The organism is Frigoribacterium sp. PhB107 (genome assembly GCF_003751515.1).
Taxonomy (GTDB): Bacteria; Actinomycetota; Actinomycetes; order Actinomycetales; family Microbacteriaceae; genus Frigoribacterium.
This window is the reverse complement of sequence record NZ_RJKU01000001.1, coordinates 869,874-883,957: the sequence shown is the minus strand read 5'-3', so window position 1 is coordinate 883,957 and position 14,084 is coordinate 869,874. Positions and strand designations below refer to the sequence as shown.

At 70.1% G+C, this 14,084-nt stretch carries 12 protein-coding genes and 1 tRNA gene; 9 read left to right on the top strand and 4 right to left on the bottom strand.

Annotated features, from left to right (window positions below):
- Positions 1-11 precede the first annotated feature (11 nt).
- The 8 genes from ilvD (at position 12) to serA (ending at position 9,301) form a co-directional block, all read left to right on the top strand.
- Positions 12-1,775 carry a dihydroxy-acid dehydratase gene (ilvD, locus tag EDF18_RS03975; protein WP_123546475.1) on the top strand — a complete coding sequence of 588 codons (1,764 nt, stop codon included), beginning with the start codon at positions 12-14 and terminating at the stop codon, positions 1,773-1,775.
- A gap of 146 nt (positions 1,776-1,921) precedes the next feature.
- A complete protein-coding gene (locus EDF18_RS03970; protein WP_123546474.1) occupies positions 1,922-3,826 on the top strand; it encodes an acetolactate synthase large subunit in 1,905 nt (634 codons plus the stop codon).
- The gene (gene ilvN / locus EDF18_RS03965) at positions 3,823-4,332 is read left to right on the top strand and encodes an acetolactate synthase small subunit (RefSeq protein WP_123546473.1); all 510 of its coding nucleotides are present in this window, start codon (positions 3,823-3,825) and stop codon (positions 4,330-4,332) included. The genes EDF18_RS03970 and ilvN overlap by 4 nt, the downstream gene beginning before the upstream one ends.
- 68 nt (positions 4,333-4,400) lie before the next feature.
- The gene (gene ilvC, locus EDF18_RS03960) at positions 4,401-5,426 is read left to right on the top strand and encodes a ketol-acid reductoisomerase (RefSeq protein ID WP_123546472.1); all 1,026 of its coding nucleotides are present in this window, start codon (positions 4,401-4,403) and stop codon (positions 5,424-5,426) included.
- Between the two features lie 105 nt (positions 5,427-5,531).
- Positions 5,532-6,671, top strand: a complete 1,140-nt coding sequence (locus EDF18_RS03955; protein WP_123546471.1) for a mannitol-1-phosphate 5-dehydrogenase — start codon at positions 5,532-5,534, stop codon at positions 6,669-6,671.
- Positions 6,668-7,159, top strand: a complete 492-nt coding sequence (locus EDF18_RS03950; RefSeq protein ID WP_123546470.1) for a hypothetical protein — start codon at positions 6,668-6,670, stop codon at positions 7,157-7,159. Before EDF18_RS03955 ends, EDF18_RS03950 begins: the two co-directional genes overlap by 4 nt.
- Positions 7,156-7,557, top strand: a complete 402-nt coding sequence (locus EDF18_RS03945; RefSeq protein ID WP_123546469.1) for a hypothetical protein — start codon at positions 7,156-7,158, stop codon at positions 7,555-7,557. The genes EDF18_RS03950 and EDF18_RS03945 overlap by 4 nt, the downstream gene beginning before the upstream one ends.
- 154 nt (positions 7,558-7,711) lie before the next feature.
- Complete coding sequence (gene serA, locus EDF18_RS03940; RefSeq protein ID WP_123546468.1) at positions 7,712-9,301, top strand: phosphoglycerate dehydrogenase; 1,590 nt, start codon at positions 7,712-7,714, stop codon at positions 9,299-9,301.
- Between the two features lie 88 nt (positions 9,302-9,389).
- Here the strand turns inward: serA and EDF18_RS03935 are convergent, their stop codons facing one another.
- Positions 9,390-10,025 (bottom strand): MBL fold metallo-hydrolase, encoded by a 636-nt coding sequence (locus EDF18_RS03935; protein WP_123546467.1) that lies wholly within the window; start codon positions 10,023-10,025, stop codon positions 9,390-9,392.
- 155 nt (positions 10,026-10,180) lie between these two features.
- Here EDF18_RS03935 and EDF18_RS03930 point away from each other — a divergent pair.
- A tRNA-Glu gene (locus EDF18_RS03930) sits at positions 10,181-10,256 on the top strand.
- 167 nt (positions 10,257-10,423) lie between these two features.
- On the opposite strand, the gene EDF18_RS03925 is transcribed toward EDF18_RS03930, so the two are convergent.
- From EDF18_RS03925 to EDF18_RS03915, 3 genes are all read right to left on the bottom strand, one after another.
- Positions 10,424-11,407 carry a carbohydrate ABC transporter permease gene (locus tag EDF18_RS03925; protein ID WP_123546466.1) on the bottom strand — a complete coding sequence of 328 codons (984 nt, stop codon included), beginning with the start codon at positions 11,405-11,407 and terminating at the stop codon, positions 10,424-10,426.
- Positions 11,404-12,543 carry a carbohydrate ABC transporter permease gene (locus EDF18_RS03920; RefSeq protein WP_123546465.1) on the bottom strand — a complete coding sequence of 380 codons (1,140 nt, stop codon included), beginning with the start codon at positions 12,541-12,543 and terminating at the stop codon, positions 11,404-11,406. The genes EDF18_RS03925 and EDF18_RS03920 overlap by 4 nt, the downstream gene beginning before the upstream one ends.
- A 127-nt stretch (positions 12,544-12,670) precedes the next feature.
- Complete coding sequence (locus EDF18_RS03915; protein ID WP_123547278.1) at positions 12,671-14,032, bottom strand: ABC transporter substrate-binding protein; 1,362 nt, start codon at positions 14,030-14,032, stop codon at positions 12,671-12,673.
- Positions 14,033-14,084: the final 52 nt, after the last annotated feature.

The following is a 14,084-nucleotide window of genomic DNA, read 5'->3' as shown; positions in this document are numbered from 1 at the left end:
AAACTCGACCCATGCCCGTGAATGACAGCCAGCCGTCGGACGCAGAAGCCCGAGGCCCCATCGACGCAGCACCCATCGACGCAGCGCCCATCGACATCAAGCCCCGGAGCCGCGTCGTCACCGACGGGGTCGAGGCCACCACCTCGCGCGGCATGCTCCGCGCCGTCGGCATGGGCGACGAGGACTGGGAGAAGCCGCAGATCGGCATCGCCAGCAGCTGGAACGAGATCACCCCCTGCAACCTGTCGCTCGACCGGCTCGCCCAGGGCGCGAAAGAGGGAGTGCACGGCGGCGGCGGCTACCCGCTGCAGTTCGGCACCGTCTCCGTCTCCGACGGCATCTCGATGGGCCACGAGGGCATGCACTTCTCCCTCGTCTCGCGCGAGGTCATCGCCGACAGCGTCGAGGTCGTCATGAACGCCGAGCGCCTCGACGGCTCGGTGCTGCTCGCCGGCTGCGACAAGTCGCTGCCCGGCATGCTCATGGCCGCCGCGCGCCTCGACCTCGCCAGCGTGTTCCTCTACGCGGGCAGCGTCGCCCCCGGCTGGGTCAAGCTCAGCGACGGCACCGAGAAGAACGTCACGATCATCGACTCGTTCGAGGCCGTCGGCGCGCACAAGGCCGGCACCATCAGCGACGACGACCTGAAGGCCATCGAGTGCGCCATCGTGCCCGGCGAGGGCGCCTGCGGCGGCATGTACACCGCCAACACGATGGCGAGCGTCGCCGAGGCGCTCGGCATGAGCCTGCCCGGCTCGGCGTCGCCGCCCTCGGCCGACCGTCGTCGCGACTACTTCGCCCACCGCTCGGGCGAAGCCGTGGTGAACCTGCTGCGCCTCGGCATCACCACCCGCGACATCCTGACGAAGGAGGCGTTCGAGAACGCCATCGCCGTGGCCATGGCGTTCGGCGGGTCGACCAACGTCGTGCTGCACCTGCTGGCGATCGCCTACGAGGCCGAGGTCGACCTCACCATCGACGACTTCAACCGCATCGGCGACACGATCCCGCACATCGGCGACCTCAAGCCCTTCGGCAAGTACGTGATGAACGACGTCGACCGCATGGGCGGCGTCCCCGTCGTCATGAAGGCCCTGCTCGACGCGGGCCTGCTGCACGGCGACTGCCTCACCGTCACCGGCAAGACCGTGCGGGAGAACCTCGAGGCGATCAAGCCGAAGCCGCTCGACGGCGAGGTCCTGCGCACCCTCGACGACCCGATCCACGCGACCGGCGGGCTCACCGTGCTGAGCGGCTCGTTCGCCCCGGAGGGGGCCGTCGTCAAGACCGCAGGCTTCGACGCCTCGGTCTTCGAGGGCCCGGCCAAGGTCTTCGAGCGTGAGCGCGGCGCGATGGACGCCCTGACGGCCGGGCGGATCGAGGCCGGCGACGTCGTCGTCATCCGCTACGAGGGCCCGAAGGGCGGTCCGGGGATGCGCGAGATGCTCGCCATCACCGCGGCCATCAAGGGCGCTGGGCTCGGCAAGGATGTACTACTCTTGACGGACGGACGATTCTCGGGCGGCACAACCGGCCTCTGCATCGGCCACATAGCACCCGAAGCGGTGGACTCCGGTCCCATCGCCTTCGTGCGTGATGGCGACCTCATCCGTGTCGACATCGCCGCTCGCTCGATCGACCTACTCGTCGACGCCGCTGAGCTCGAGGCCCGCCGAGAAGGCTGGGCTCCCCTCCCTCCGCGCTACACCCGCGGTGTCCTCGCCAAGTACGCACGCCAGGTCCGCTCCGCGGCCGAGGGCGCAGTCACGTACTGACCTCGTCCCGACCGGCTCGGCGCGGCACCGCCGCCCGAGCCGGCATCCGGACGGGGCGTCCGGCTCGCCGATCCGCACAGCGCACCGCCGTCGACCGGCACCGTCGTCACCGCTCCACCACCACCACGAAGAGGGAATCGGCACTGATGCCCAACGACACGACACCTCAGCCCGGCGCCCCCGTGCGCCCCGGCGCCCGGCCGGCCCCCGCTGCCGGCCCCACGAGCTCCGCGACGACCACGCAGCCGGTCGTCCTCACGGGCTCCGGCGCGATCCTCAAGTCGCTCGAGCACCTCGGGGTCACCGACGTCTTCGGCCTCCCCGGCGGCGCGATCATCCCCTTCTACGACGAGCTGATGGCGTCGACCGCCATCCGCCACATCCTCGTGCGCCACGAACAGGGCGCCGGCCACGCGGCCGAGGGCTACGCCGCGGCATCGGGACGGGTCGGCGTGGCGATCGCCACCTCCGGTCCGGGGGCCACCAACCTCGTCACCGCCATCGCGGACGCCTACATGGACAGCATGCCGCTGCTCGCCATCACGGGACAGGTCTTCTCGACCCTGATGGGCACCGACGCGTTCCAGGAGGCCGACATCGTCGGCATCACGATGCCGATCACCAAGCACTCGTTCCTCGTGACGAAGCCCGAGGACATCCCCGCGACGCTCGCCGCCGCGTACCAGATCGCGAGCACCGGCCGGCCCGGCCCCGTGCTCGTCGACATCACCAAGGACGCCCAGCAGAACTCGGCGCCCTTCGTCTGGCCGCCCGTCGTCGACCTGCCCGGCTACCGGCCGGTCACGAAGGCGCACGGCAAGCAGATCGCCGCGGCGGCCCAGATGATCGCCGAGGCGAAGCAGCCCGTGTTCTACGTCGGCGGCGGAGTGATCCGTGCCGGGGCGTCCGCCGAGCTCAGGACGCTGGTCGAGCTGACCGGCGCCCCCGTCGTCACGACGCTGATGGCTCGCGGCGCGTTCCCCGACACCCACGCCCAGCACTTGGGCATGCCGGGCATGCACGGCACCGTCCCGGCCGTCCTCGGCCTGCAGGAGAGCGATCTCATCATCGCGCTCGGCGCCCGCTTCGACGACCGCGTCACCGGCAAGGCCGATCTCTTCGCCCCCGGCGCCAAGGTGATCCACGTCGACATCGACCCGGCTGAGATCTCGAAGATCCGCCTCGCGGACGTCCCCATCGTGGGCGACGCGAAGGTCGTCATCCCCGACCTCGCTGCGGCCTTCGCCGAGATCCCCGCCGCCGACCGCGCCGACACCTCCGCCTGGTGGCAGGAGCTCGAGGGGCTGCGCGAGCAGTTCCCGCTCGGCTACACCCAGCCCGACGACGGCCTCCTCTCGCCTCAGGCCGTGATCCAGCGGATCGGGCAGCTGTCCGGTCCCGAGGCGATCTACGCCTCCGGCGTGGGCCAGCACCAGATGTGGGCCGCGCAGTTCATCGAGTACGAGCGTCCCCACGCCTGGCTGAACTCGGGAGGCGCGGGCACGATGGGCTACTCGGTGCCGGCCGCGATGGGCGCCAAGGTGGCCCAGCCGGACCGCGTCGTGTGGGCCATCGACGGCGACGGGTGCTTCCAGATGACGAACCAGGAGCTCGCCACCTGCGTCATCAACGACATCCCGATCAAGGTCGCGATCATCAACAACTCGTCGCTCGGCATGGTCCGCCAGTGGCAGACCCTGTTCTACGAGGGCCGTCACTCGTTCACCGACCTCAACACGGGCCACGAGACCCGGATGGTGCCCGACTTCGTCAAGCTCGCCGACGCGTACGGAGCCCTCGGCATCCGCGTCACGCGGGAGGACGAGATCGACGCCGCGATCCAGCTCGCGCTCGAGACGAACGACCGCCCGGTGGTGATCGACTTCGTCGTCAGCCGCGACGCCATGGTCTGGCCGATGGTGCCCCAGGGCGTCTCCAACTCCGAGATCCAGCACGCCCGGGCCCTCGCCCCCGAGTGGGACGACGAGGCCCCCGGCACCAGCGCCTCCGACACGACCCGTGACGGCGACATGACAGGAGAGCACGCATGAGCCACGTCCTGAGCCTCCTCGTCGAGGACAAGCCCGGTCTGCTGACCCGGGTCGCCGGGCTCTTCGCCCGCCGCGGCTTCAACATCGAGAGCCTCGCAGTGGGCAAGAGCGAGGTCGAGGGCCTCAGCCGCATCACCGTCGTCGTCGACGTCGAGGAGCTGCCGCTCGAGCAGGTGACGAAGCAGCTCAACAAGCTGATCAACGTCATCAAGATCGTCGAGCTCGACTACTCGCAGTCGGTGCAGCGCGAGCACATGCTGATCAAGGTGCGGGTCGACGCCACCACCCGGTCGCAGGTGCTCGAGGCCGTCACGCTCTTCCGCGCGTCCGTGGTCGACGTCTCGACCGACTCGCTCGTGATCGAGGTCACCGGCGACACCGGCAAGACCACGGCGCTGCTGCGCGTGCTCGAGCCCTACGGCATCCGCGAGATCTCGCAGTCCGGCCTGCTGGCCATCGGCCGCGGCTCGAAGGCGATCACCGACCGGGTCCCCAAGGCCCAGTGACCGGCGCGGGCTCGTCCCCGCCGCCTCCCTGCTCCACCCCACCGCCCCACACAAGGAGAACCACCACCGTGACTGAGATCGTGTACGACACCGACGCAGACCTGTCGATCATCCAGGGCAAGAAGGTCGCCGTCATCGGCTACGGCTCGCAGGGCCACGCCCACGCGCTCAACCTGCGCGACTCGGGCGTCGAGGTCGTCATCGGCCTCAAGGAGGGCTCGAAGAGCCGCGCCAAGGCCGAGGAGGCCGGCTTCACGGTCCACACCCCCGCCGAGGCCTCGGCCTGGGGCGACGTGATCGTCGTCCTCGCGCCCGACCAGGTGCAGCGCCACGTCTACGCGGACGACATCGCCCCGAACCTCACCGAGGGCAAGGCGCTCGTCTTCGGCCACGGCTTCAACATCCGCTTCGGCTACATCGAGGCCCCCGACAACGTCGACGTGCTGCTCGTCGCCCCCAAGGGCCCCGGACACACCGTCCGCCGCGAGTTCGAGGCGGGCCGTGGCGTCCCCGTCATCGTGGCGGTCGAGAACGACGCATCCGGCTCGGCCTGGGACCTCGCCTGGTCGTACTCGAAGGGCATCGGCGGCCTCCGTGCCGGCGGCATCAAGACGACCTTCACCGAAGAGACCGAGACCGACCTCTTCGGCGAGCAGGCCGTGCTCTGCGGCGGCACCTCGCAGCTGATCCAGTACGGCTTCGAGACCCTCACCGAGGCCGGCTACCAGCCGCAGATCGCCTACTTCGAGGTGCTGCACGAGCTCAAGCTGATCGTCGACCTCATCTGGGAGGGCGGCCTCGCCAAGCAGCGCTGGAGCGTCTCCGACACCGCCGAGTACGGCGACTACGTCTCGGGCCCCCGGGTCATCACGCCCGACGTGAAGGAGAACATGAAGGCCGTCCTGGCCGACATCCAGTCGGGCGCCTTCGCGAAGCGCTTCATCGACGACCAGGACGCCGGCGCGCCCGAGTTCGCCGAGCTGCGCAAGAAGGGCGAGGAGCACCCCATCGAGGCCACCGGCCAGGAGCTCCGCGCACTCTTCGCCTGGAAGCAGACCGACACGGACTACGTCGACGGCAGCGCTGCGCGCTAGCCACCCCCTCTCCACCTGAGCACCACCCGCAGGGGCCCCTCTCCACCCGGAGCGGGGCCCCTCGGCCGTCCGGGGCTCACGGGCTGTCGTGGCATGATCTAGGGCATGGCAGCGAGCAAGAAGGCAGTGCACTTCGGTGCGGGGAACATCGGTCGGGGCTTCGTGGCGCAGTTCCTGCACGCGAGCGGCTACGAGGTCGTGTTCGCGGACGTCAACGACGAGCTGATCGGCCTGCTGCAGCAGCAGCCGTCGTTCGAGGTGCACGAGGTGGGCGAGCAGAGCCGCACCACCGTGGTCGACGGCTACCGGGCGATCAACAGCCGCACCGACGAGGAGGCGCTGGTCGCCGAGATCGCGACTGCCGACGTCGTCACGACGGCCGTGGGCGCCCGCATCCTCCCGTTCGTCGCCCCGGTGATCGCCCGCGGGCTCGCCGCCCGTGAGGCCTCCCTGGCGCCGCTCGCCGTGATCGCGTGCGAGAACGCGATCAACGCCACCGACTCCCTGGCCGAGGCCGTCCGCCAGGCCGACCCGGCCGAGAACGCCGTCTTCGCCAACTGCGCGATCGACCGCATCGTCCCCGAGCAGGCCGGCGGCTCGCTCGACGTGACCATCGAGTCGTTCTTCGAGTGGGTCGTCGAGAGCGCGCCCTTCGGCGCCGACCGTCCCGACATCGCCGGCGTGACCTGGGTCGACGACCTGGCGCCGTTCATCGAGCGCAAGCTGTTCACGGTCAACACCGCCCACGCGGCCGCCGCCTACCACGGCTTCTCGCACGGCCTCGAGAGCATCCGCGAGGCACTGGCCGACGAGGCCGTGCTGGCCGAGGTCCGCGGCGCGCTCCGCGAGACCACCGAGCTGCTCGTCGCCAAGCACGACCTCGACCTCGACGAGCAGCAGGCCTACGTCGAGAAGAACCTGGTGCGCATCTCGAACCCGCACCTGCCCGACACGACCGAGCGGGTCGGCCGCGGCCCGCTCCGCAAGCTCAGCCGCCACGAGCGCTTCGTCGGTCCGGCCACGCAGCTCGCCGAGCGCGGGCTCGGCCACGACGCGCTCGTCCGCGCGCTCCGTGCGGCGCTCGACTTCGACGTGCCGGACGACTCCGAGAGCGTCGAGCTGCAGGCGCTGCTCACCTCGGGCCTCCCCGACGAGGAGCTGACGGTCACGCTGACCGGCGTCGAGCAGGGCCACCCGCTGTTCCCGGCGCTGCTGGAGGCGATCTCGTCGAAGACGACGGCATGACCGACCCGTTCCCGGCGCGCCCCGAGCCACACGAGATCGACGAGCACGACGAGCACGACGAGCACGACGAGATCGACGAGCACGACGACGCCCTCAGCTGGGGAGACGAGCGTGACGCCAGCCACGTCGAGGGCCCCGCGCCCGTCTCGCAGGCCGGCCCCGAGGCCGACGACGAGCTCCCCGCGGGGATGAGCAGCGCCTCCCTGGTGGGCCACGGGGTCTTCGGCGGCGTCGCGCTGTTGTCCTGCGTCGGCTGGCTCGTCTCGAGGGACCAGTTCCTCCTCTCGTTCGGCGGCACGGCCGTCGACCGTGTGCAGACGGCGCTGTGGCTGCTCGGCGTCGCGCTGGCGATCGTCGCGCCCGCGGTGTGGTTCGTGACCACGATCCTGCTCGTGCCGCAGTCGCGGTCGTCGCGGCGCCTCCTCGTGTTCGCCGTCGGGGCGGTCGCCCTGGCGCCGTGGCCCCTGGTGATCGGAGGAGGCGCGTGACCGCCCGCGAGACCGGTCCGGTCACGCAGCCGGTCGGCCCCGCCGCCGCCTCACGCCGTCGTGGCTCCCGCGTCGGCGTCGTCGTGGTCGCCGCCCTGGCCGCCTCGTTCTTCGCCTACGACCTGTACGAGGCGATCACCAACCTCGTGCTCGTGCCGCAGGACGTCCGCTACCAGAACAACGAGTTCTTCGACGAGGTCGGGGTCGACGGCCTAGCCGCCTCGCCGCCGTGGGCCGCGCTCGTGGCCAACGTGCTGCTGCCGGTCGTCGCGTGGGTCGCGGCGCTCCTCGTGGCGCGCCGGCGGCCGCTCTGGCAGGTCGTGCTCGCGTTCGTCGCGGCGCTGGCGCTCGTCGGCTCGGTGTCGCTCACGATCACGGCGTACGTGCTCAGCATCTGATCCGAGCCGCCGGGCCGTGCGCCCCGACGGCGGACGCGGGGCGGGGCGTCATGTGCGCGTCATGCGCCGCCCGAGTCGATAGAGTGCACAGCAGCCGCGCCCACGGCGCGTCGCGGCGTTCACCCCAGACCCCTCTCGTTAGGACATCGTCTCCGTGGCCAAGCCCGTCGTGCTGATCGCAGAAGAACTCTCACCCGCCACCGTCGAGGCCCTCGGCCCCGACTTCGACGTCCGGTCGGTGGACGGCACCGACCGTCCCGCGCTGCTCTCGGCCCTCGCGGGGGCCGACGCGGTGCTCGTCCGCTCGGCGACGCAGCTGGACGCCGAGGCCATCGCGGCGGCTCCCGGCCTCAAGGTGATCGCCCGTGCGGGCGTCGGGCTCGACAACGTCGACATCAAGGCGGCCACGACCGCCGGCGTCATGGTCGTGAACGCGCCGACCTCCAACATCATCTCGGCGGCCGAGCTCACCGTCGGACACATCCTCAGCCTCGCGCGGCACATCCCGGCGGCGCACTCCGCCCTGGCCCAGGGCCAGTGGAAGCGCTCGAAGTACACGGGCGTCGAGCTGTTCGAGAAGACCGTGGGCATCGTGGGCCTCGGACGCATCGGAGCGCTGATCACGGCCCGCCTGCAGGCCTTCGGCGTGAACGTGGTCGCCTACGACCCGTACGTCACCCCGGCCCGCGCCCAGCAGCTCGGCGTCACGCTGCTCTCGCTCGACGAGCTGCTCGCCACCGCCGACTTCGTCACCATCCACATGCCGAAGACGGCCGAGACGACCGGCATGATCGGCCTCGAGCAGATGAAGGCGATGAAGCCGACGGCCTTCGTCGTCAACGTGGCCCGTGGCGGCCTGATCGACGAGGACGACCTCTACACGGCGCTCACCACGGGCGAGATCGCCGGCGCGGGCCTCGACGTCTTCGTGTCGGAGCCCCCGGTCGACCAGAAGCTGCTCGGCCTCGAGAACGTCGTCGTGACCCCGCACCTCGGCGCGTCGACGGACGAGGCGCAGGAGAAGGCGGGCGTCTCGGTCGCGCGCTCGGTGCGACTCGCCCTCGGCGGCGAGCTGGTGCCCGACGCCGTGAACGTCGCCGGCGGGGTCATCGACCCCTACGTGCGCCCCGGCATCCCGCTGCTCGAGAAGATCGGCCAGGTCTTCGCCGCCCTCGCCGACTCGCCCCTCACCAGCGTCGACGTCGAGGTCCGCGGCGACCTCGTCGACCACGACGTCAGCGTCCTCAAGCTCGCTGCGCTCAAGGGCATCTTCACGAACATCGTCAGCGAGTCGGTCAGCTACGTGAACGCGCCGCTGCTGGCGGAGCAGCGCGGCATCACCGTGCGGCTGCTCACGGACCCCACGAGCGAGGAGTACCGCAACGTCCTCACCGTCCGCGGCTCGCTCGCCGACGGCGGCCAGATCTCGGTCTCGGGCACACTGACGGGCACGAAGCAGGTCGAGAAGATCGTCGAGATCAACGGCTACGACGTCGAGGTCCCGATCGCGGCCCACCACCTCGTCATGGTCTACGGCGACCGCCCGGGCATCGTCGCCGTCTACGGCAAGGAGTTCGGCGACGCCGGCATCAACATCGCCGGCATGCAGATCGCCCGCCGCAGCGCCGGGGGCCAGGCTCTCAGCGTGCTCACGATCGACAGCCCCGCACCCGACGACCTGCTCGAGAAGGTGCGCACGGCGATCGACGCCGAGCTGCTCCGCGAGATCGACGTCACGCTGTAGCCGACAGGCAGCACCACGGCACGACGCCCCGACGCCGGTCTCGCGATCGGTGCCGGGGCGTCGTGCTGTGCGTGGGGAGCGGCCGCGCCTAGAGCTCGATCGACTCGTGGGCAGCCAGCTGCACGGCGTCGCCGCCGACCGACTGCGCGCTCGCCTTCATCCGGTCGAAGTGCATCGCCAGGCCGGGGCCGGAGAGGGTCTGCTCGTGCGTCGGGAAGGCCAGCTTCGGCTTCACCGCCGCCACGTAGTCGATGACCTCGGACACCTTGAGCCACGGGGCGCCGACCGGCGTCGCCAGGGTCTCGACGGGCACGCTCGGCACGGTGAACTGGTCGCCCGGGTAGAACAGCGATCCGTCGACCAGGACGCCGACGTTGTCGATCACGGGGATGCTCTCGTGGATCACCGCGTGCCGCGTCCCGTGGAACGACAGGGTGAAGGGCCCGGCCTCGACCGTGTCGCCGTCGGTGACGACGTGGACCTCGAACCCGTCGGCCGCGTCCGCGACGCCCTGCGGTCCGTACAGGACCGCGCCGGGGTTCGTCTCCCGCAGGTGGCCGAGCTGGTCGGGCGTCCAGTGGTCGGCGTGCTCGTGGGTCACGACGACGGCGTCGACGTCATGCAGGTCGACCAGGGGAGCGGTGAACGAGCCGGGGTCGATGACGAGCTTGCGCCCGTCCTTCTCGACGACGAGGCAGGCGTGTTCGAGTTTCGTGAGGCGCATGAGGCCGACTGTACGCCCGCCGCAGGCCGCGGCGACCCCTCGTCGGGGACCGGTGCCCCGCCTCCTGCGCATCCGCGGACCGTCCGCGACACGCGGGGCGGCCTCGATTTGTGACCGGCTCGACAGCTGTGGCATACTCGACGAGTTGCAAATACGGCCCCATCGTATAGCGGCCTAGTACGTCGCCCTCTCACGGCGGTAACACGGGTTCGAATCCCGTTGGGGTCACCACCACGAAACCGCCCGGCTCTCAGCCGGGCGGTTTCGTCGTTCTGGGGAAGGATCGGCCCCTCAGGGCCCGCCCCAGCCCAGCCCCCACGAGGACGGCCCCGGCGACGTCGGTGTGACGTCGCCGGGGCCGTCCCGCCGTGAGGCAGGTCGAGCACCGCCAGGGCGGTCTAGCCCTTCGTGGCGCCGGCCAACAGGCCGCGGACGAAGAACCGCTGCAGGGCGAAGAACACGATCAGCGGCACGATGATCGAGATGAAGGCGCCGGCCGTGAGCAGCTCCCACGACTGGCCGTACGAGCCCGACAGGTCCTGCAGCGCCTTCGTGATGGGCAGCCCCTGCCCCGAGGTGAACACCGTCGCCACGAGCAGGTCGTTCCACACCCACAAGAACTGGAAGATGCCGAAGGAGGCGATGGCCGGCATCGACAGCGGCAGCACGATGCGGAAGAAGACCTGGCCGTGTCCGGCGCCGTCCATGCGGGCCGCCTCGATCACCTCCGCCGGGATCTCGGAGATGAAGTTGTGCAGCATGAAGATGGCCAGGGGGAGCGCGAAGATCGTGTGCGCGATCCACACCTTGGCGAACGAGCCGTCGAGCCCGTTCACCCCCAGGCCGGGGAGGATGTACAGGCCCCCGACCCGGAGACCGTCGGAGAAGAGCCGGAGCAGCGGCACGAGGGCCATCTGGATCGGCACGATCTGCAGCGCGAAGACGAGCACGAACATCGTGTTGCGGCCCTTGAAGTCGATCCACGCGAACGCGTAGGCCGCGAGGCTGGCGATCGTGATCGGGATGAGGGCCGCGGGCAGCGTGATGACGAGGGAGTTGAAGAAGGCCTTGCCGAGGGTGAGGCTGTCGCCCGAGTTGAACGCGTTGACGTAGTTGTCGAACGTGAACCCGGGATTGGCGAAGACGGTCCACCAGCCGGTCGTCTTGATGTCGTTCGCGGGGCGGAACGACGAGATGAAGAGACCGGCCGTCGGCAGCGTCCAGATCGCGGCGATGACGAGCGCGGCGATCGTGGCGCCGCGGCTCGTCGTGCCCTTCTTCAGCTTGCCGCTCGAGCTCTCGACGGCGGCGAGGCCGCGCTTGAGCTGCCGCTCGGTGCCCGAGCCGACGGCGACCCCGACGGGGGTGGGGGTGGCGGTCATCGGATCTCCCTCTGCTTCTGGATCTGGCGGGCGTTGTAGACGACGATCGGCAGGACGAGCACGAACAGGATCACGGCCAGCGCCGAGCTGTACCCGGTGCGGCTGCCGAGCTGGAACTGGCGCACCATCTCGAAGGCGAGGATGGTCGTGTCGTTGCGGCCGCCGGTCATCGCCGAGACGATGTCGTAGACCTTGAGCGAGGCGATCGAGATGGTCGTGAGCACCACGATGATCGTGGTGCGGATGCCGGGGACCGTGATGTGACGGAAGGCTTGGAAGCCGTTCGTCCCGTCGAGCGAGGCCGCTTCGAGCTGCTCCGCCGGGACGCCCTTGATGGCCGCGGACAGCACGGTCATCGCGAAGCCCGCCTGGGTCCAGATCAGCACGATCACGAGCAGGAGGGTGTTCCACGGCTCGAGGCCCAGCCAGTCGACGGGCTGGCCGCCGAAGCCGACGAGGATGCCGTTCAGCAGGCCGATCTGGTCGCCCTGGCGGATGTCGTAGAAGAACTTGAAGATGATCGACGCGCCCACGAACGAGATGGCCATCGGCATGAAGACGAGCAGCTTCAGGAACTTCTCGCCGCGGCTCTTGTCGATGAAGACCGCGTAGGCGAGGCCGATGGCGGTCGCGGTGATCGGCGCGAGCAGCACCCAGATCAGCGTGTTGCCGAAGGCGGTGAGGCCGTCGGGGCTCGTGAAGACCCAGACGAAGTTGTCGAGGCCCGCGAAGCCCGAGCCGTCGTTCTTCATGAAGGCCTGGCCCGCGGTGGTGATGGTGGGGTAGATCAGGCCGATCAGCAGGAAGAACACCGCCGGGGTCATGAAGGCGATGAGCTGGAGCGAGTAGCCGGCCCCGCGCTTCGAGCGGTAGTCGAGCAGGAACAGCCCGCCGCCGAGGACGGCGGCGATCGCCGCGACCCAGATGACCGACTGGTAGAGGCCGAAGGCGAGCAGCACCACCACGGGGACGACGACGCAGACGGCGAGGCGGAGGATCGTGTACTGCAGGCCGCGGCGGGGCGCGAACTCGACGAAGACGAGCACCACGCCGACCAGCGCGGCGAAGGCGAGCAGGATCAGAGGGATCTGGGCCAGGGGCGGGATGCCCGCCAACCACTGGAAGAAACTGGACATCGCTGTCCCTTTCACGTTCGGGTACGGGGGGCGCTCGGGCGCAGGCGGGAGGAGGCGGCTGTGCGCGACGGGGACGCGTGAGGGGCCGCCGCCGCACGGCGACGGCCCCTCACGGCGGGGTTGCTGGCTAGCTGGTGTAGCCGGCCTGGATCTCCTCGAGCACCGAGTCGGTGTCCGTGCCGTCGATCCAGTCGACCATGCCCTTCCAGAAGCTGTCGGAGCCGACCGACTTGGGCATCAGGTCGGAGCCGTCGAAGCGGAACGTGGTGTCCGTGCCCTGGAGGATCTCGACGGCGCCCTTCAGCAGGTCGCTGCCGGCGTTCTCCGGGTCGAGGCCCTTGTTCGCCGAGATGACGCCTCCGAGCGAGACGCGGCTGTTCGCCCAGTCGGCGCTGGCGAGGTACGCCTGCACCTTGGCGGTGTCGTCGTCGTTCGAGAACGCGGCGACGAACTCACCGCCGCCGGTGACGGCTGCCGGGTCGTCCTCCTTCATCGGCGGGGTGAGGAAGGCCCACACGTCGCCGTCCTCGGCGACCGTGGCGGGGGTGCCCTCGGCGTTGTTCGCCGCGGTGAGGAAGCCCTCGAAGAACGAGGCCTGGTGCGTCAGCGCGCAGCTGCCGTTCGCCACGTTGGTCGCGACGTCGCCGAAAGCGGTCGAGTTGATCGACTTCACGTCGCCGTAGCCGGCGTTGACCATCGCCGGGTCCTGCAGGATCGTGCCGACGGAGTCGAACGCGTCCTTGATCTCGGGGTCGGTGAACTTCGTGTCGCCGGAGACCCACGAGTCGTAGGCGTCGGGGCCGGCCTCGCGGAGCACGAGGTCCTCGACCCAGTCGGTGCCGGGCCAGCCCGAGGCCTCGCCCGAGTTGAAGCCCGCGCACCAGGGAGCGGTGCCGGTCTTCTCCTGGATGGTCTTCGAGACCTCGACGAGCTCGTCGTAGGTCTTGGGGATCTCGACGCCCCACTCCGCGAACTTCGCGGGGGAGTACCAGACGTAGCCCTTGACGCTGGCCATCAGCGGAGCACCGTACTGCGTGCCGTCGACCTGGCCGTACTTCTGCCAGTCCTCGGACCAGCCTTCCTTGACGTTGGCGAGCGCGTCGGCCGGGAGCTCCTGCACCTTGCCCGACGACGTCACGGTGTCGGCGAGGAGACCTGGCTGCGGGAAGATCGCGAGGTCGGGGGTGTCGCCGCCCTGGACCTTGATGCCGATCTGCTTCTCGAACTCCTTGTCGCCCGTGTACTTGATCTCGATGTCGTTCTGCTTCTCCCAGTCGGCCCACGACTCCTCGAGCAGGGTCGCCTCGTCGCCGTTGATGGTGCCGTAGACGTTGACGACGCCGTCGGCCGTGCCGACCGATCCGCCGGCGTCGCCGCCCGCGTTGGGGTCGTTGGGGTCGGCGCTTCCGGAGCAGCCGACCAGCAGGAAGCTGGATGCCGCCAGGATGGCCAGGGGCCCGGTGAACCTGCGGTGCAGGGATGCTCGCATGGTGATCTCCTCGTCGAGTTGCGATGCACGTGCCCCGCTCGTGCTGCCGAGC

What these genes read in the sequence shown, in the direction of transcription:
- ilvD (WP_123546475.1), top strand. Translation starts at nt 12, where the DNA reads ATGCCCGTGAATGACAGCCAGCCGTCGGACGCAGAAGCCCGAGGCCCC.
- EDF18_RS03970 (WP_123546474.1), top strand. Translation starts at nt 1,922, where the DNA reads ATGCCCAACGACACGACACCTCAGCCCGGCGCCCCCGTGCGCCCCGGC.
- ilvN (WP_123546473.1), top strand. Translation starts at nt 3,823, where the DNA reads ATGAGCCACGTCCTGAGCCTCCTCGTCGAGGACAAGCCCGGTCTGCTG.
- EDF18_RS03955 (WP_123546471.1), top strand. Translation starts at nt 5,532, where the DNA reads ATGGCAGCGAGCAAGAAGGCAGTGCACTTCGGTGCGGGGAACATCGGT.
- EDF18_RS03950 (WP_123546470.1), top strand. Translation starts at nt 6,668, where the DNA reads ATGACCGACCCGTTCCCGGCGCGCCCCGAGCCACACGAGATCGACGAG.
- EDF18_RS03935 (WP_123546467.1), bottom strand. Translation starts at nt 10,025, where the DNA reads ATGCGCCTCACGAAACTCGAACACGCCTGCCTCGTCGTCGAGAAGGAC.
- EDF18_RS03925 (WP_123546466.1), bottom strand. Translation starts at nt 11,407, where the DNA reads ATGACCGCCACCCCCACCCCCGTCGGGGTCGCCGTCGGCTCGGGCACC.
- EDF18_RS03920 (WP_123546465.1), bottom strand. Translation starts at nt 12,543, where the DNA reads ATGTCCAGTTTCTTCCAGTGGTTGGCGGGCATCCCGCCCCTGGCCCAG.
- EDF18_RS03915 (WP_123547278.1), bottom strand. Translation starts at nt 14,032, where the DNA reads ATGCGAGCATCCCTGCACCGCAGGTTCACCGGGCCCCTGGCCATCCTG.